Below are 17,031 nucleotides of genomic sequence, written 5' to 3'. Positions count from 1 at the left end.
CCTGCGGCGGGCCCGTCACCGAGGCGGCCGGTCAGAGAGCCGTCAGGTACTCCGGCACCGCGATGGCCGGGTCCAGGTCGTCGGCGGGGACCGGGGCCGCGTAGCCGCGGGTGAGCGGGACGACGCCGGCCCAGTGGGGGAGCGGGACGTCCTCGGGATCGTCGTTCGGACCGCCGGTGCGGACCTTGGCGGAGACCTCGTCGAGGTCCAGGCGGATCACCGCTGTGGCGGCGAGCTCCTTCGCGTCCGCGGGCCGCGAGTCCTGGGACCGGCCGGGGACGACCTGGTCGACGATGGCGTCGAGTGCGACCCGGCGCTCCTCGGGGTCGGTGACGGTACGGGCTGTCCCGTGGACGACCACTGAGCGGTAGTTCATCGAGTGGTGGAAGGCGGAGCGGGCCAGCACCAGTCCGTCGACGTGCGTGACCGTGAGGCAGACCGCGAGGCCCGGGTCTTCCCTGCCCGCGGCCAGCAGGGGCCGGGAACCGGTCGAGCCGTGCACATAGAGCCGCTCGCCCACCCGGCCGAACAGTGTCGGCAGGACGACGGGCGCCCCGTCCCGTACGAAGCCGAGGTGGCAGAGGTAGGCCGAGTCGAGGACCGAATGGACCAGCTCGCGGTCGTACGTGGCGCGCTCGCGGCCCCTGGTCGGGACCGTGCGGTCCGTGGGCTCGTACGGGGCAGCGACGCGCGGGCCCGTGCTGTCGGGCGCGTGGGGGTCCGGCACAGCGGTGTCCGACATTGCGTACTCCATTGCACTAGTGCATAATATGTTTTGTGCTAGGAGACTATCCGATCAGTGGCCGGCGTGCATCCGAGATTGCCGCGAGTGTGGAGCGGGCGGTCGGGGCGGGTGACCTCGCGCCCGGCCAGGTCCTACCGCCCATGCGGGAGTTGGCGGCCCGTTTGGAGGTCAATCCGAATACCGTGGCGGCTGCCTACCGAACCCTGCGCGAGCGCGGGGTGATTGAGACGGCAGGGCGTCGGGGTAGCCGGGTCCGGCCGCGCCCGGCGAGTACCGCCCGCGGCTCACTGCGTGTCGAAGCTCCGCCCGGTGTACGGGACTTGGGGGAGGGGAACCCGGACCCGGACCTGCTGCCGGATCTCGGTGAGGCGCTCGCCTCGGCGGCGCGCGCTCATACGGCGCGTCCGGGGATGTACGGGGACGCGCCGGTGCTTCCGGAACTGGTCGCGTCGGCCCGGGCGGCCATGGACGCCGACGGGGTCTGCGCGGGGCCCGTGGTCGTCACGTCCGGCTCTCTGGACGCGATCGAGCGCGTGCTGTCGGCGCATCTCAAGCCGGGTGACGCCGTCGCCGTCGAGGACCCCGGCTGGGGCAGCCTGCTCGACCTCGTACCCGCTCTGGGCCTGCACGCCGTGCCGGTCGGCGTGGACGACGAAGGCCCGCTGACCGAGGATGTGGAGCGGGCGTTGCGGGGAGGCGCCCGGGCGCTGGTGGTCACCGACCGGGCGCAGAATCCCACGGGCGCCGCGGTGAGCGCCGGCCGGGCGCGCGAGCTGCGGGCGGTCCTCGGCCGCCACCCCGGAGTCCTCCTGGTCGAGGACGACCACGGGCACGCGATCGTCGATCTGCCGTTGCATCCGCTCACCGGGATCACGGACCGCTGGGCGTTCGTGCGGTCCGTCGCGAAGGCGTACGGGCCCGATCTGCGGCTCGCCGTGCTGACCGGGGACGCGGTCACGGTCGACCGGGTGGCGGGGCGGCAGCAGTTGGGACCCGGCTGGGTCAGCAGGCTGCTGCAACAGGCCGTGGTGCACCTGTGGACCTCGAAAGCCGTCGACTCGGTGGCCGTTGCCCGGGCGTACGCGGAGCGGCGGGACGCTCTCGTCCGGGCGCTGGCCGAGCGCGGGGTCCCGGCGTACGGCCGGAGCGGGATGAACGTGTGGGTGCCCGTCAGCGACGAGACCGGGGCCGTGACCCGTCTGCTGCACGCAGGCTGGGCGGTGGCGCCCGGCGCGCGCTTCCGGATGTCCGCACCCCAGGGGGTGCGGATCACCGTGTCGGGGCTGACCGCCGCCGACATCGAACCGCTGGCGGACGCGGTCGCCGCGGCGGCCGGCCCGGCCCGGCCGATCAGCTTCGGCTGAGCCCTCGGCCCCGGGCGGTGCGCCGGCCGTTTCGCTCCCGCCGTGCCTTGCGGGGCGGACTTCCGGCGGAGGAGCGGGCGCGGCTCTGGGTGAGCGCGGCCCCGGCGAGGACGATCAGGGCGCCGACCGGAGTGTTCCAGCTCAGCTGCTCGCCGAGCAGGGCCACTCCGGCGGCGGTGGCGATGACCGGGATGAAGTACGTCACCATCTGCGCGGTGGTCGGCCCGATCTCCTGCACCAGCTCGTACTGGAGCAGCATGGCGAAGCCGGTTCCGATCGATCCCAGGGCCAGGACCGAGAGGGTCGGCAGCAGCGGGAACCCGTCCGGAGCGGCGGTGAAGAAGGGTGTCACCAGGGCGAGTTGGACGGTGGCGACGAGGAGCTGGCTGCCCGTCAGCGCCAGTGCGGACGAGTCGTTGCCGGTCAGGGTCCGGCGAACGTAGATCCAGCCGATCGGGTAGCAGAGGGCGGCGAGCAGTGCCATCGCCGTACCGGCGAAGTCCAGGCCGGAGAAGCCCTGCCAGGCACCGAGCACCGTCAGTACACCGATGAAGCCGAGTCCGAGGCCGGCGACGCGGCGGCGGGTCGGCCGGTCCTCGGAGAGTGCGACGAGCGAGAGCGCCATGCCCCACAACGGCGAAGTGGCGTTGCAGATCCCCGCCAGCGTCGACGGGATGGTCAGTTCCGCGTAGGCGAACAGCGAGAACGGAAGGGCGTTCAGGAACAGTGCGGCGACGAACAGGTGGCCCCAGGTCTTCACCGAGCGCGGCAGCCGCTCACGGCGCACCACCATGGCGACGGCGAGCACCGCCGCTCCCGAGAACAGGCGGCCGAAGGAGACCTGGAGCGGGGCGTACCCGTCGGTGCCCACCTTGATGAGCAGGAAGCTGAAGCCCCAGATGAGCGCGAGCGCGGCGAAGCGGATGCGCCAGTCGACCGACCGGCGGCCGGCGTCGGCGGGGAGGTCCGGTGGGGGAGGGTGCTCGGCGGAGGACGGGGTCCCGGGAACTGCTCGCGGGGCGGAAGGGGCGTTCATGAGCTCAAGGATGACCAGCGAGACCGCGTAGGACAAGTGAGACTTTCTGGCGAGCTTCGCGTAGCATTTCTTACATGTTGAATCTGGAGCGGCTTCGGACGCTGGATGCCCTCGCCCGGCACGGCTCGGTGAGCGGGGCCGCCGACGGGCTGCACGTCACGACATCGGCCGTCTCGCAGCAGATGGCCAAACTGGAACGGGAAGTCGGCCAGCAACTGCTCGCCAAGAACGGTCGCGGGGTCCGCCTCACCGACGCTGGGCGGCTGCTCGCCGATCATGCGGCCCGGATCCTCTCCCAGGTGGCGCTAGCGCAGTCCGACATCGAGGCGCAGCGCGGCCGGGTGGTGGGCGAGGTCCGGCTCGCGGCATTTCCGACCGCGGCCCGCGGCCTCTTCCCCGCCGCACTCACGGCGCTGCGTGCGGACCACCCCGAACTGAAGGTCCGTACGACGGAGCTGGAGCCCGAGGACGGCATCCGCGCGGTGCTCCGCGGCGACAGCGACCTCGCGGTGGTGCTCGACTGGAGCAACAAGCGGCTGCCTGTCCCCGGCGGTCTCGCCAAGGCCGAACTCCTCGACGACGCACCGGACATCGCCATGCCGGCCGGCCATCCGCTCGCGGACCGTGCCGAAGTCGATCTGGAGGACTTCGCCGACGACGAATGGGTGTCCTGGCCCGAGGGTGAATTCTGTTACGAGTGGCTGATGTTCACCCTGCGCTCCAAGGGGATCGAGCCCCGCATCGCACACCTGGCGGGCGAGCACCACACCCAACTCGCCCTGATCGCCGCCGGTTTCGGGGTGTGCGTGGCGCCCCGGCTCGGGCGCGGACCGGTGCCGGACGGGGTACGCCTGGTGCCCGTACGGCAGAAGATGCGGCGCCACATCCATGCGGTGTGGCGGACCGACGCGGACCGGCGGCCCTCGATCAGGGCGGCGGTCGAGGCGCTGCGCACGGCGGGCCGGGCGCTGGACGCACCCTGACCGCGCCGATGGTGCTGCCAGGGGGTGGCTACGAAAGGCCCGCCAGCTTCCGGAAGTCCCAGGAGGTGACGGCGTCCGGCGTGAGGCGCAGCCAGGCGTGCCGGCCGTCGTGCGGCATGTCCTCGAGGCCGAAGTACTTCGCCGCGAACAACCGCTCGGGTGCGTCCAGTTCGGCGCAGGTCTCGCCGGTACGGGGAGCCTCGCCGACGGTGACGGCCGTACCGGAGAGTTCCACGCCGCGCAGGTCGCCGTACTCCGCTCCGTCGTCGACGACCACGGCGAGACGCGGGTCCTGGCGCAGCTGGGACCAGCGCAGACTCCGGGTGATCGAGTACAGCCAGAGTGAGGTGCCGTCCCAGACGTACCACAGGGCCCCGATGTGCGGACGGCCGTCCTCGGAGACGGTGGCCACCCGGCACGTGCGCTGTTCGGTGAGGTAGGAATCCCGTTCGCCGGGGGTCATCATGATCCGGCGGCCTCGCCGCTGAGTGGCGGTCATGGGGCGTTCCCTCCTGCTGGGCCAGTTCTCTGACTGTGTGTCAGGAAGCATGGAGCCTCTTCCTTCGTCACGCAATGGGCGCTAGCGTCGCGCGCCCGGCCGACACGTACGAAAGGGGACGCCGTGCCCTCGAAACAGTCGAAGGAGCACCTCGCCGCGCAGCTCGATCCGGCGACCACCGTCCTGCTGACCGTCGAATGCCAGCAGGGCGTCGTGGGCGACGACAGCGCGCTGCCCGAGCTCGCCAAGGAGGCCAGGTCCTCCGGCGCGCTCACCAGGATCGCGCGCCTCGTCGCCGGGGCACACGAATCGGGGGTCCAGGTCCTGCACGCCGTCGCCGAGCGCCGCCCGGACGGGCGCGGCGCCAACCGCAACGCCCGCCTCTTCCGGGCCGCGGCCCGGCTGCCCGTCCAGCAGTACACCGGCAGTACGGCGGTACGGATCGCCGCTCCCATCGAGGTGGCGGACGAGGACTTCGTCGTACGGCGACTGCACGGTCTGTCCCCGCTGGCCGGGACGGACGTGGACGCGCTGCTGCGCAATCTGGGCTGCCGGACGCTGGTCGTCACCGGGGTCTCGGCCAATGTGGCGATCCCGAACGCCGTCTTCGACGCGGTGAACCTCGGCTATACGGCGGTGGTGCCGGCCGACGCCATCGCGGGGGTGCCCGCCGAGTACACCCCCGCGATGATCCGCAACACGCTCGCGCTCGTCGCGACGATCACGACCACCGACGAGGCGCTGGCCTGCTGGCGGCGGGCGGGGCGGCGGGGAGGGGTCACGCCAGGCTGATCGACCCGCCCTCGACCGTGATGGCCTTGGCGGGCAGCGGCTGGGTCGCGGGTCCGCCGGTCACCGCGCCGGTCTCCGCGTCGAAGGTGCTCCCGTGACAGGGACAGTTGATGACGCCGCCCGAGATGCCTTTCACCGAGCAGCCCTGGTGGGTGCACTTCGACGAGAACGCCTTGAATTCACCGGCCTTCGGCTGTGTCACCACGACGCCCCGGTCGGCGAAGACCACTCCGCCGCCCTCGGGGATGTCGGCGGTCTTTCCGAGGACTTCGCCACCCGTGTTCGCTGCGTCCCCGTCCCCGTCCCCGTCCCCGGCCGCTTCGCTGCCGCACGCGGTGAGTGCGGCGGCCACCCCCGCGGCACCGACCGCGGTCATCACGGTGCGGCGCCCGAGGCGGACCTGACGCTCCTGCGCTGCGCTCATGCCGGCTTTCCCTTCATCGGATACATGACGTCGACCATGCATACGGGAGCGAACGCCGCCGTGTTCAAGAACGGGAGGAGTTCCGTCCGGGTGGCGGATCAGGGCGTTTCGGCGGAGGTGCCGGGTGCGCCCTGCTCCAGGCGACTCCGGAGCGTGGCGGCGAACTCCTCCGCGCGGGCCAGCTGGACGCGGAGCTTGTCGACCTGCTCGGTTGCGGCCTGCTCGTACGCGCGCACGCGACCCATCAGCGCCTCGCGTTCGACCGCTTCGAGGCCGGTCCCGGCGTCGAGGCGGTCGGTGGCATCCAGTAGCTCGCGCATCTGGTCGAGGGTGAAGCCGAGCGGCTTCATGCGCCGGATGACCATCAGCCGGGCGACGTCCGCCTCGGTGTAGAGGCGGAAGCCGCCCTGGGAGCGGGCGGAGGGGGCGACGAGGCCCGACTCCTCGTAATGCCGGATGGTGCGCAGGGACAACTCCGTCCGCGCGGCGACTTCGCCGATCCGCATGTGCTTGTCGTCCACGCGTGTGGTCCTGGCCCTTCTCGTCCCTGGCGGGCCGAGCCCGTGCGACCCCGCCGATCTCTACTCTAACGTTAGGGTAGAGTTGCCCGTGGTGAGGGCGCCTGCTGCGGCCCCGCCCTGTGCCGTGCCGGGGCCGATGGAGCCCCCGGTGGCCACCCGATTCCTGCACCGGTGCACACCGGCCACCCCTCAGTCCGGCCTTGACCTCAGGCTCGCTCCGAGGGCCGACCGCGGGGTGCCGACCCGGCTCCTCCGATTCCTTCCGTACGCCCCAGCGGAGTGCGCCCGAGCACGACAGGTCACCGTTCGTTGTCTTCTTCCGTTGTGTCTCCTGCCGCGCGGCTGCGCGGTCTGCGTCCGGACTGGTTCGCCGACCCCAGGGTGTGGCGTACCGAGGTGCTGGCCGGCCTGGTGGTCGCGCTCGCGCTGATCCCGGAGGCGATTTCGTTCTCGATCATCGCCGGCGTCGATCCAGCGATGGGTCTGTTCGCCTCGTTCACGATGGCCGTGGTCATCTCGGTCGTCGGCGGACGCCGGGCGATGATCTCGGCGGCGACCGGTGCCGTGGCGCTGGTCATCGCGCCGCTGAACCGGGAGCACGGGCTGGGCTACCTGATCGCGGCCGTGATCCTGGCCGGTGTCTTCCAGGTCGTGCTCGGTGCGCTCGGTGTGGCCAAGCTGCTGCGGTTCATTCCGCGTTCGGTGATGGTCGGCTTCGTCAACTCCCTGGCCATCCTGGTCTTCATGGCCCAGGTCCCCGAGCTGCACGACGTGCCGTGGCCGGTGTACCCGCTCCTGGCGGGCGGTCTGGCGCTGATGGTGTTCTTCCCCAGGATCACCACCGCGATCCCGGCCCCGCTGGTCTCCATCGCCATCCTCACCGTCATCACCGTGGCGGCCGGGATCGCCGTGCCGACCGTGGGGGACAAGGGTGAGCTGCCCTCCTCGCTGCCGGTGCCCGGCCTGCCGGACGTGCCGTTCACCATGGACACGCTGACGACGATCGCTCCGTACGCCTTCGGGATGGCGCTGGTGGGCCTGATGGAGTCGCTGATGACGGCCAGGCTGGTCGACGACATCACCGACACCCACTCCAACAAGACCCGCGAGTCGATCGGGCAGGGCATCGCCAACATCGTCACCGGCTTCTTCGGCGGCATGGGGGGCTGCGCGATGATCGGGCAGACGATGATCAACGTGAAGGTCTCGGGCGCCCGGACCCGGCTGTCCACCTTCCTGGCCGGTGCGTTCCTCATGGTGCTCTGCATCGTCTGCGGCCCGATCGTCTCCGACATTCCGATGGCCGCCCTCGTCGCCGTGATGGTGATGGTGTCGTTCGCGACGTTCGACTGGCACTCCATCGCGCCCAGGACACTCCGCCGTATGCCGGCCGGGGAGATCGCCGTCATGGTCATCACCGTCGGCTGCGTCGTTGCCACCCACAACCTGGCCGTCGGCGTCGTCGTCGGCTCGGTCACCGCCATGGTGGTGTTCGCCAAGCGCGTCGCCCGCCTCGCCGACGTCACCTCGGTGACGGACCCCGAGGGCCGCACGGTGGTCTACGCCGTGACCGGTGAGCTGTTCTTCGCCTCGTCCAACGACCTCGTCGGACGGTTCGACTACGCCGCCGACGCGGACCACGTCGTCATCGACCTGAGTGCCGCCCACATCTGGGACGCCTCGTCCGTCGCCGCCCTCGACGCGATTCAGGCCAAGTACGCCCAGCGCGGCAAGACCGTCGAGATCACCGGCCTGAACGACCTCAGTGCGGACCTCCATGCCAGGCTCAGCGGCGAACTGGCCAGCCACTGAGTCGGCGACGAGACAGGCGCAACGCTTCCCGGACTTTCCCCACGGGTCTCACCGTAGGCACCGTGCGATGAGAGGCAGGGCCTCACGGGCTGAGCGGTGCCGCGTAGTTCGTGAGCGTTCGGGCTTGGTGGAGCCCTGTTCCTGGAACGTTTGGATTACAACGAGCGGGTGGTCCGGGCGGCGGAGAAGGGCAGGCACTACGCGCCACGGCGGAGCGGGCGAGCAGGGACCGGAAGGCTCGCAGCGATGTCCTGCGACTGAACGCAGCCAGGTCAGCCATGACCGGGACGTCGGCCATGGCAGCTGCTGCGGCGGTGCCTGCCGTTCGGACGAGCAGGGTTGACCCAACAGGTCAGCCGCCCGCTTCAGGCTGCCAGGAGTTGGCTGAAGTCTGTGATCTGCGTGGCGTAGCGCACATTCCAGCCCTGCAGGACAGCCGCCTTCAAGATGTCGCGGTTCACCTCATCTACGCGACGAGGGGAAGCTGCACCAGGTGTGTGTTCGTAGTTCCACACGATGACGTCGAGGAAGACCGGGGCCTTGAATTTCCACCCCTGGAGCAGGAGGGCCTGTGAAATGGCCGGGTAGGGGGTGTAGAGCGGATTGGCAAGCCAGTCGCGTAGGTCGGTCTCAGTGACACTGAAGTCCACGCAGATTTTGTCCAGCGCCTTGATGATATCGGCGGGAGGCATCTCGGCCGGGGACGGTGCGGCCGGTGGCAACGGACGTCCGTCCGGCGGCGTATGTGGGTTATAGCCGTTGGTGCGGAAGATGCAGAAGATCCGCGGCTCACCAGGACGATAGGGGCCAAGGCGTTGGACGTGGACCTCGCCCGCTGTGTCGGTGATGTCGAACTGGAGATGCAGGCCGTCTTCGCGCGGGTAGTTGTTGTCGTACACCCAGAGCTGGACGACCTGACCGCTCTGTTGATAAGCGTGGGCAAGCACTTGGTGGTTTTTGCCGATGTCGAGCGAGCCGGTCTGAATCAGCCCGATCGGCGACAACCTTCCTGCGTCGATGTCGTCCCGGATTCGCGGCCACTCGTCCCGGTAGGTCACCCAAGAGCGGCCACGAGCCAGTCCTGCCACCTGAATGACCCCTTCGTCGCCGTTCGGGTAGTGCGGCGAGGAGTACCCCAGCCACCGGTGCCCGGAACCGGTGATGTCGAAGCTGTCAAGCAGTCGGCCCCTGATGAACTGGAAGAGCGGGTCGGCTTCGGAGTCAGGCGCCGTCGTCGGAGCAGGCGGGAGCTTACCGGCGGCAAAGTAGTCCATGGCGCCGAACGTCATTCCACCGCACATTCCCGCCTGAGCCTGTGTGATGGGCAGCCAATCGTCATCGACGCGGGCGATTCCCAGGGTGCTGGCGGCTGCCCCGCCGAGTTCGTCGAGCAGTCGATTCCAGAGGAAGCCGACGGTCATGGCGGGAAGGCCAGGATTCCAGTGGTTCGCAAACTGGAACCCGTTGACAGACGGCGTGAATCCGGGAACCTGGCGACGTGCGGTCTCCCGGAGACGAATGACAAGTCGGCCCTCGTGACCCTGGCCGCCGTTGTACGCCACTTCGAAACCCGGCGGTGCCCAGACGTGGAACGTATTCCCGTACTGGGACTCGATCAGAGGGCTGTTGAAGTGTATGTACAACTGCCGCCCAGGGTCGCCATTCACGTTGTACCAGACTCTGCCCTCAGTGCCGGTCGTCGGTTCGATGAACAGGTCTCCCTCGGCCCGCCATTCCGCAGTCTTTCCGGGAGCGATGGGACTGGCCCGCGAGGGGTACCACGGGTCGGTCCAATCTCCCCAGTCAATCTTGTCCGTGGCCCACGCGAGCGGTACGGACGACTCATTGTGAATCTCGACCGCCATGCGTATGCGTGACACCGCGACCGCCTCACCTCGTGGTCATGAGAACGCGAATGCTCGATGTGCTGATGGCAAGTCAGCATTGCCAACGTCGCCGCCTACTTCACCCCACCTCCAGTCAAGCCCCTCCGACTGGGTACCGCCGGTGTATCCAACCTGCGGCACGAGGCCATTCCGGTCTGCCGCCCTTGTATTGAACGCAGAACGCAGACTGCGTTTCTCGTCCGAAGTGGTGGCTCTTCCAGGCTCCTACCGCAGTTCTGTCAGTGCAACCCAGGGCTGTAGCTGACAGGAGCCCCGCCGTCACTACTACTGAATTGAACGGTAAATGAGCGGCAGGCGAGGTGACTTCTGGCACGCGGTGAATGGTCCCGGCCCCGGGTGAGTGGACTCTCGCCCGTACCAGCGCTCGCGAGGACCTGACGGCGGGCCCGATAGCCTGGGGAAATGCTCACAGAAGTCACGGCGACCCGCTACGTCACGCCCCTGCGTGAGGGCGGCTCGCTCCCCGGCATCGTCGAGGCCGACGATCTCGGTACGTATGTCATGAAATTCACCGGAGCGGGCCAGGGCCGCAAGACCCTCGTGGCCGAGGTCGTCTGCGGGGAGCTCGGCCGCCGGCTGGGGCTGCGTGTCCCGGAGCTCGTGACCATTCAGCTCGACCCCGTCATCGGGCTCGCCGAGCCCGACCAGGAGGTCCAGGAGCTGCTCAAGGCGAGCGGCGGCCTGAACCTCGGCATGGACTACCTTCCCGGCTCGCTGGGCTTCGATCCGCTCGCCTACGAGGTGGAACCGGCCGAGGCCGGGAAGGTCATCTGGTTCGACGCGCTGATCAACAACGTCGACCGGTCGTGGCGGAACCCCAACATGCTGGTCTGGCACGGAGATCCCTGGCTGATCGACCACGGCGCCACGATGATCTGGCACCACAACTGGCCGGGAGCCCAGACCTCGGCCGCCAAGCCCTACAACGCGTCGGACCACGTGCTCGCGCCCTTCGGCCCCGACGTCGCGGCCGCGGCTGCCGAGCTGGCCCCGCTCGTCACCGAGGAACTGCTCACCGAGGTCGTCGCCGACGTACCCGACGAGTGGCTGGTCGACGAGCCCGGTTTCGATTCGACGGACGCGTTGCGCCGGGCCTATGTGGCACCGCTGCTGGCGCGCGCGGGCAGCATCCACGAGCGGATCTCGCTGGACGCGCCGACCCGGACGAAGCCCTCGCAGGCGCCGGGCTGGCTCGCCGGGCGACTCGCCCCCCAGGCGGCGGACAAGCGCGACGCGCAGAGCGGCGACGCCCGGAGCAGTAACGAGCAGAGCAGCAAGGACGGCGTCCGATGACCCAGCGCGATGTCTTCGAGTACGCCGTGCTGCGGGTCGTCCCCAGGGTGGAGCGCGGCGAGTGCTTCAACGCGGGCGTGCTCGTGTACTGCCGGGCGAAGTCGTTCGTGGCCGCCCGTACGCACCTCGACGAGCGCAAGCTCGCGGCGCTGGACCCACAGGCCGACGTGGTCGGCGTACGGGCCGCCCTGCGGGCCGTGGAGGGGGTCTGCGACGGCGGCGACGCGGCGGGCCAGGCGTCGGGCGACGACCCCGGCCGGCGCTTCCGCTGGCTGATCGCGCCGCGTTCCACGGTGGTCCAGCCGGGCGCCGTGCACAGCGGGCTCACGGCCGACCCGGCGGCCGAGGTCGAACGGCTGCTCGACCTGCTCGTGCGCTGATCGGGTACTCGGCGGCGCCGCGGGGGAGGGCCGGGCCGCAGCGCCGCCGAGTGTGACATGCGCCCCGGCGCCCGTGGGCCGTTGACACCGGGTGCCAGGGCTTCTAGCGTCTCGTCTGCTGAAGGTACTAAGCGGTTGCTCAGCCATCGGGAACTTTCTGTCAGGGAATGTCCCACGTCCGCTGAGCCGCGATCCAAGGGCGAGGAGAACCAAGCATGTCCACCACCGAGCAGCGCGTCGCCATCGTGACGGGAGCGGCGCGGGGCATTGGCGCCGCCACCGCAGTGCGTCTGGCGGCCGAGGGCCGCGCCGTAGCCGTACTCGACCTCGACGAGGCGGCCTGCAAGGACACGGTCGAGAAGATCACCGCCGCCGGGGGCACCGCCCTCGCGGTCGGCTGCGATGTGTCGGACAGCGCGCAGGTGGAGGCCGCCGTCGCGCGGGTCGCCGCCGAGCTGGGCGCCCCGACGATCCTCGTCAACAACGCGGGTGTCCTCCGTGACAACCTGCTCTTCAAGATGAGCGAGTCCGACTGGGACCTCGTGATGAACGTGCACCTCAAGGGCGCGTTCCTGATGGCCAAGGCCGTCCAGAAGCACATGGTGGACGCCAAGTTCGGCCGGATCGTGTCGCTGTCCTCCTCCTCGGCGCTGGGCAACCGGGGTCAGGCCAACTACTCCGCCGTGAAGGCCGGTCTCCAGGGCTTCACGAAGACCCTCGCCAAGGAGCTCGGCAAGTTCGGCATCACCGCCAACGCCGTGGCACCCGGCTTCATCGTCACCGAGATGACCGCCCAGACGGCGGCCCGGGTCGGCATGGGCTTCGAGGAGTTCCAGGCCGCGGCGGCCACCCAGATCCCCGTGCAGCGCGTAGGACACCCCGAGGACATCGCCAACGCCATCGCCTTCTTTACGGGCGACGACGCGGGCTTCGTCTCCGGCCAGGTCATGTACGTCGCCGGCGGACCGCTCAACTAACCCGAAGGGCAAGGGACATGACTGTGCAGGACAGTGGCAGGGTCGCCCTCATCACGGGTGCGAGCCGCGGTATCGGTTACGGGATCGCCGAGGCGCTCGTCGCCCGCGGCGACCGGGTCTGCATCACGGGCCGGGGGGAGGACGCGCTCAAGGAGGCCGTCGAGAAGCTCGGCGCCGACCGGGTGACCGGCATCGCCGGCAAGGCGCACGACGAGGCCCACCAGGCCGCGGCCGTCGCCCACACCATGGAGGTCTTCGGCCGGGTCGACTTCTTGATCAACAACGCCGGTACGAACCCGGTGTTCGGCCCCATGGCGGAGCTCGACCTCAACGTCGCCCGCAAGGTCTACGAGACCAATGTGATCTCGGCGCTCGGCTTCGCCCAGCAGACCTGGAAGGCGTGGCAGAAGGACAACGGCGGGGCGATCGTCAACATCGCCTCGGTCGCCGGTGTCTCCGCCTCGCCGTTCATCGGCGCGTACGGCATGAGCAAGGCCGCCATGGTCAACCTGACCCTTCAGCTGGCGCACGAGTTCGCGCCGGTCGTCCGGGTCAACGCGATCGCCCCGGCCGTGGTGAAGACCAAGTTCGCCGAGGCGCTGTACGAGGGCCGTGAGGCGGAGGCGGCCGCCGCCTACCCGCTCGGCCGGCTCGGCGTACCGGAGGACATCGGCGGTGCGGCGGCGTTCCTCACCTCCGCCCAGTCCGACTGGATCACGGGGCAGACTCTCGTCGTGGACGGCGGGATCTTCCTGAACGCGGGCGTGGCCTGATACGGCCTGAGTGGATTTCACCCTGATTGACTCAAGTGCCCCGTCGGGCCAGCGGATTGACCCGATGGGGCGCTGCGGTATGGTCTGCCGACCCATGGCTGATCGAGGAGCGTGCACGTGTTCTACCGGGCCAGTCTGCAGGCTGCTGCAGCCCTTGCTTCCCTGTCATTGCTGGCCGGCTGCGGTCTGCTGTCCGACAGTAGTTCCGAGACGGATCAGCAGATAACGGTCGGTACGACGAGCTCACCCTCGACGCTCGACCCCGCCGCGGCCTGGGACGGCTCCTGGGAGCTGATGCGGAATGTCTTCCAGACCCTGGTGAGTTTCCCCACGGGCAGCACGAGTCCCGAGCCCGATGCGGCCGACTCCTGCACGTTCACCGACGAGACGAGCATGGCCTACCGGTGCACGCTCCGTAAGAATCTGAAGTTCTCCAACGGCGAGAAGATCGATGCGGAGGCCGTGAAGCACTCCATCGACCGCATCAGGACCATCAAGGTCAAGGGCGGCCCCCTCGGCATGCTGGGCTCCCTGGACCGGGTGGAGACGAAGGGCGACGACGAGGTGATCTTCCACCTCAACAAGTCGGACGCCACGTTCCCGTTCATCCTGGCCACGCCGGCGATGTCGCTGGTCGCGCCGGGCGAGTACCCCAAGGACAAGCTCCGCAGCGACGGGAAGGTCACCGGCTCGGGGCCGTACCTCCTGGAGTCGTACACGCCCAAGAAGATCTCGGAGCTGACGAAGAACCCCGACTACAAGGGCTTCGCCAACCGTAAGAACAACGCCGTGACCATCCGGTACTTCGACGACTCCGCCTCGATGGTGAACGCTCTGAAGAAGAAGGAGATCGACGCCACGTACCGCGGTCTGACCGCCGAGGAAGTGGTCAGCCTGGAGGACAACAAGTCCGACAACAACGGTCTCCAGATCGTCGAGACGGTCGGCGCTGACATCCGGTTCCTGGTCTTCAACCCGCAGGACCCGGCGGCGGGGAACCCGGCGGTACGCCGGGCCATCGCGCAGCTCGTGAACCGTGACGCCCTGGTCGCCAAGGTCTACCAGGGCACAGCGGAGCCCCTGTACTCGATGGTGCCGAAGGGCATCGCCGGTCACACCACCAGCTTCTTCGACACCTTCGGCGACCCCAGCGAGGCCAGGGCCAGGTCCATCCTCACCAAGGCCGGCATCACCGAGCCGGTCAAGATGACCTTCTGGTTCACGACCGACCGGTACGGCTCCTCGACCGCTCCGGAGTTCGCCGAGCTGAAGCGCCAGCTGGAGGAGTCCGGGCTGTTCGAGATCACGCTGAAGAGCGCGCCCTGGACGGCTTTCCAGGAAGGATTCACCAAGGGGAAGTACCCCGTCTTCGGACGTGGCTGGTTCCCGGACTTCCCGGACCCGGACAACTTCATCGCCCCCTTCGTGGGCAAGGAGAGCGTCACCGGCACTCCGTACCTGAACGCGGAGATCACCGACGAACTGCTGCCGTCCTCCCGCCAGGAGAGCGACCGGGGTGCGGTCAGCAAGCATTTCGAGCAGGCCCAGCAGATCCTCGTCGAAGACGTCCGGCTCCTGCCGCTGTGGCAGGGCAAGCTGTACGTCGCGGCGGGCGAGGACATCGGCGGCGGCGAGCGGGCCCTGGACCCGCAGACGGTCATGCAGCTGTGGGAGCTGTACCGGAAGACCAGCTGGTAGGGCTCGCGGGGTCCGTTGTCAGTGGCCCCCGGTAGGTTCTGTGGTCAAGAACTGATTGCTTACCGGAGGTTGTGGACGTGACCGACACCGACCTGCTGCCCGAGTCCTGGCGCGGCGTCCTCGGCGAAGAGCTGCAGAAGCCGTATTTCAAGGAGCTTGCGGACTTCGTCGAGGAAGAGCGGGCCAAGGGGCCGGTGTATCCGCCGCGCGAGCAGGTCTTCGCCGCGCTGGACGCCACTCCGTACGAGCGGGTGAAGGTCCTCATCCTCGGCCAGGACCCCTACCACGGCGCGGGCCAGGGGCACGGACTGTGCTTCTCCGTGCAGCCGGGCGTCAAGACGCCCCCCTCGCTGCGCAACATCTACAAGGAGATGCAGGCGGAGCTCGGCCTGCCCATCCCGGACAACGGATATCTGATGCCGTGGGCCGAGCAGGGCGTCCTCCTGCTCAACGCCGTCCTGACGGTCCGGGGCGGCGAGGCGAACTCGCACAAGGGCAAGGGCTGGGAGAAGGTCACCGACGCGGTGATCAGGGCCGTGGCCGCGCGCCCTGACCCCGCTGTCTTCGTGCTCTGGGGCAACTACGCCCAGAAGAAGCTCCCGCTGATCGACGAGGAGCGCCACATCGTGGTGAAGGGCGCGCACCCCTCACCGCTCTCCGCGAAGCGGTGGTTCGGCTCCCGCCCGTTCACCGCTATCAACGAGGCGGTCGCCGCCCAGGGCCACGAGGCCATCGACTGGCGCATCCCCGACCTCGGCTGACCGTGCGGCCGCGCTGACCGTGCACGGACCCGGACGGCGGGCCGGGTCCGTGCCTGAGCGGGTTTCTCCCCTGCGGCGGCTAGCGTCAGGACGACCGGTACGGGCCGGACGGGCGCGAAGGAGACCGCAGTGACAGAGCAGCAGGAAGCGGCACGGGACGCCGTCATGACCAGGATCGGCCAGGCGATCATGCTGCTCCACGGCGGGGACCGGGAAGAGGCCCGGAATCGCTTCGCCGCCATCTGGTCGGAGATCGGCGAGGACGGCGACGCCCTGCACCGCTGCACCCTCGCGCACTACATGGCCGACACCCAGGACGACCCCGAGGACGAGCTGGCCTGGGACCTGCGGGCGCTGACCGCGGCGGACGGCCTGACCGACGAGCGCGTGGCCGAGCACCAGGACGCGCTCGCCGTGCGCGCCTTCTACCCCTCGCTGCATCTCAGTCTCGCGGCGGACTATCTGAGACTTCACCACCCCGAGGCGGCCCGCCTCCATCTGGACCGGGCGCGGGACGCCGCCGGCGTGCTCACGCACGACGGGTACGGGGGAGGGGTGCGCGCCGCCATCGGACGGCTGGAGCGGCGGATGCGCGACCGGTGAGGCCGAGGCCCGTCGGATGACGCGACGGGCCCCAGTGGTTCATGAGCGGTACACCTCCGGCGGTCCACGCGTGGTACGCAGGGGGAGGCTCGGGCGCTCGGGCCCCTCGGCCGCGATCAGCGGCCGTAGGTCTCCTCGCAGATCCTCGCCTCGGTGCTGCCCGCGCGCCAGCCCCCGTAGCCCCGCCCGAGAGCGCAGACATCCGTCCCTGCCGGATGTGCGCCGGGCGCAGCCGGCACGACGGCGGGAGGCACACGGGGGGCCTGGTGCGGTACCCGCCGGGGAGGTGCCTGGGCGGGTCCGCGCTGCCGAGGTGCGCGCGGCTCGGCACGGCCGGGCCCGGAAGGCGCCCCGGGCGGGGGGCGGAGGCGGACGGCGTGGGGTCCGGCAGGGATTCGAGGGACTCCCGGACGGGTGGCTGCACGATCTGCGGGGCCACGTCCTGGACGGGTCGGCTGGTCTC

17 protein-coding genes are annotated in these 17,031 nt (G+C 69.7%); 11 read left to right on the top strand and 6 right to left on the bottom strand.

All coding sequences use genetic code 11. The features are described from left to right. Positions 1-31: 31 nt before the first annotated feature. Positions 32-742 (bottom strand): pyridoxamine 5'-phosphate oxidase family protein, encoded by a 711-nt coding sequence (locus ACFWSK_RS26565; RefSeq protein WP_383791015.1) that lies wholly within the window; start codon positions 740-742, stop codon positions 32-34. 35 nt (positions 743-777) lie between these two features. On the opposite strand from ACFWSK_RS26565, the gene ACFWSK_RS26560 reads away from it, so the two are divergent. After that, complete coding sequence (locus ACFWSK_RS26560) at positions 778-2,109, top strand: aminotransferase class I/II-fold pyridoxal phosphate-dependent enzyme (protein WP_383791012.1); 1,332 nt, start codon at positions 778-780, stop codon at positions 2,107-2,109. Here ACFWSK_RS26560 and ACFWSK_RS26555 read toward each other — a convergent pair. Then, complete coding sequence (locus tag ACFWSK_RS26555) at positions 2,096-3,145, bottom strand: DMT family transporter (RefSeq protein WP_383791009.1); 1,050 nt, start codon at positions 3,143-3,145, stop codon at positions 2,096-2,098. The genes ACFWSK_RS26560 and ACFWSK_RS26555 overlap by 14 nt on opposite strands. A 74-nt stretch (positions 3,146-3,219) precedes the next feature. Here ACFWSK_RS26555 and ACFWSK_RS26550 point away from each other — a divergent pair, with 74 nt between their 5' ends. Continuing rightward, positions 3,220-4,128: a LysR family transcriptional regulator gene (locus ACFWSK_RS26550; protein WP_383791006.1), complete on the top strand. Its 909-nt coding sequence runs from the start codon at positions 3,220-3,222 to the stop codon at positions 4,126-4,128. Between the two features lie 28 nt (positions 4,129-4,156). Here the strand turns inward: ACFWSK_RS26550 and ACFWSK_RS26545 are convergent, their stop codons facing one another. Then, a complete protein-coding gene (locus ACFWSK_RS26545) occupies positions 4,157-4,627 on the bottom strand; it encodes a pyridoxamine 5'-phosphate oxidase family protein (RefSeq protein WP_383791003.1) in 471 nt (156 codons plus the stop codon). A gap of 123 nt (positions 4,628-4,750) precedes the next feature. On the opposite strand from ACFWSK_RS26545, the gene ACFWSK_RS26540 reads away from it, so the two are divergent. Then, positions 4,751-5,419, top strand: coding sequence for a cysteine hydrolase (locus ACFWSK_RS26540; protein ID WP_383791000.1), 669 nt, complete (start codon positions 4,751-4,753; stop codon positions 5,417-5,419). Here ACFWSK_RS26540 and ACFWSK_RS26535 read toward each other — a convergent pair. Beyond that, positions 5,406-5,843, bottom strand: coding sequence for a Rieske (2Fe-2S) protein (locus ACFWSK_RS26535; RefSeq protein ID WP_383790997.1), 438 nt, complete (start codon positions 5,841-5,843; stop codon positions 5,406-5,408). The genes ACFWSK_RS26540 and ACFWSK_RS26535 overlap by 14 nt on opposite strands. A gap of 98 nt (positions 5,844-5,941) precedes the next feature. Next, on the bottom strand, positions 5,942-6,364 hold the full coding sequence (locus ACFWSK_RS26530) for a MerR family transcriptional regulator (protein WP_383790994.1): 423 nt from the start codon (positions 6,362-6,364) through the stop codon (positions 5,942-5,944). A gap of 324 nt (positions 6,365-6,688) precedes the next feature. Between ACFWSK_RS26530 and ACFWSK_RS26525 the strand changes: the two genes are divergently transcribed. Then, complete coding sequence (locus tag ACFWSK_RS26525; protein ID WP_383790991.1) at positions 6,689-8,176, top strand: SulP family inorganic anion transporter; 1,488 nt, start codon at positions 6,689-6,691, stop codon at positions 8,174-8,176. 365 nt (positions 8,177-8,541) lie between these two features. Here the strand turns inward: ACFWSK_RS26525 and ACFWSK_RS26520 are convergent, their stop codons facing one another. Then, positions 8,542-10,041: a hypothetical protein gene (locus ACFWSK_RS26520; protein WP_383790989.1), complete on the bottom strand. Its 1,500-nt coding sequence runs from the start codon at positions 10,039-10,041 to the stop codon at positions 8,542-8,544. A gap of 444 nt (positions 10,042-10,485) precedes the next feature. On the opposite strand from ACFWSK_RS26520, the gene ACFWSK_RS26515 reads away from it, so the two are divergent. The 7 genes from ACFWSK_RS26515 (at position 10,486) to ACFWSK_RS26485 (ending at position 16,568) form a co-directional block, all read left to right on the top strand. Beyond that, a complete protein-coding gene (locus tag ACFWSK_RS26515) occupies positions 10,486-11,376 on the top strand; it encodes a HipA family kinase (protein WP_383790986.1) in 891 nt (296 codons plus the stop codon). Beyond that, entirely contained in the window at positions 11,373-11,756 is a 384-nt protein-coding gene (locus ACFWSK_RS26510; protein WP_383790983.1) for a DUF3037 domain-containing protein, read from the top strand. The genes ACFWSK_RS26515 and ACFWSK_RS26510 overlap by 4 nt, the downstream gene beginning before the upstream one ends. A gap of 215 nt (positions 11,757-11,971) precedes the next feature. Continuing rightward, positions 11,972-12,733 (top strand): 3-oxoacyl-ACP reductase FabG, encoded by a 762-nt coding sequence (gene fabG, locus ACFWSK_RS26505; protein WP_362846299.1) that lies wholly within the window; start codon positions 11,972-11,974, stop codon positions 12,731-12,733. Between the two features lie 17 nt (positions 12,734-12,750). Next, complete coding sequence (locus tag ACFWSK_RS26500; protein WP_383790980.1) at positions 12,751-13,506, top strand: SDR family oxidoreductase; 756 nt, start codon at positions 12,751-12,753, stop codon at positions 13,504-13,506. A gap of 117 nt (positions 13,507-13,623) precedes the next feature. Continuing rightward, positions 13,624-15,204 (top strand): ABC transporter substrate-binding protein, encoded by a 1,581-nt coding sequence (locus tag ACFWSK_RS26495; RefSeq protein ID WP_383790977.1) that lies wholly within the window; start codon positions 13,624-13,626, stop codon positions 15,202-15,204. A 77-nt stretch (positions 15,205-15,281) separates the two neighbouring features. Then, entirely contained in the window at positions 15,282-15,965 is a 684-nt protein-coding gene (locus tag ACFWSK_RS26490; protein WP_383790975.1) for a uracil-DNA glycosylase, read from the top strand. Between the two features lie 129 nt (positions 15,966-16,094). Then, positions 16,095-16,568: a hypothetical protein gene (locus tag ACFWSK_RS26485; RefSeq protein WP_383790973.1), complete on the top strand. Its 474-nt coding sequence runs from the start codon at positions 16,095-16,097 to the stop codon at positions 16,566-16,568. The last annotated feature ends 463 nt before the right edge of the window (positions 16,569-17,031 follow it).

Origin of the sequence: Streptomyces sp. NPDC058620 (assembly GCF_042717135.1) — a bacterium.
Lineage (GTDB): Bacteria > Actinomycetota > Actinomycetes > Streptomycetales > Streptomycetaceae > Streptomyces.
This window is presented reverse-complemented; position numbering and strand designations above follow the sequence as displayed.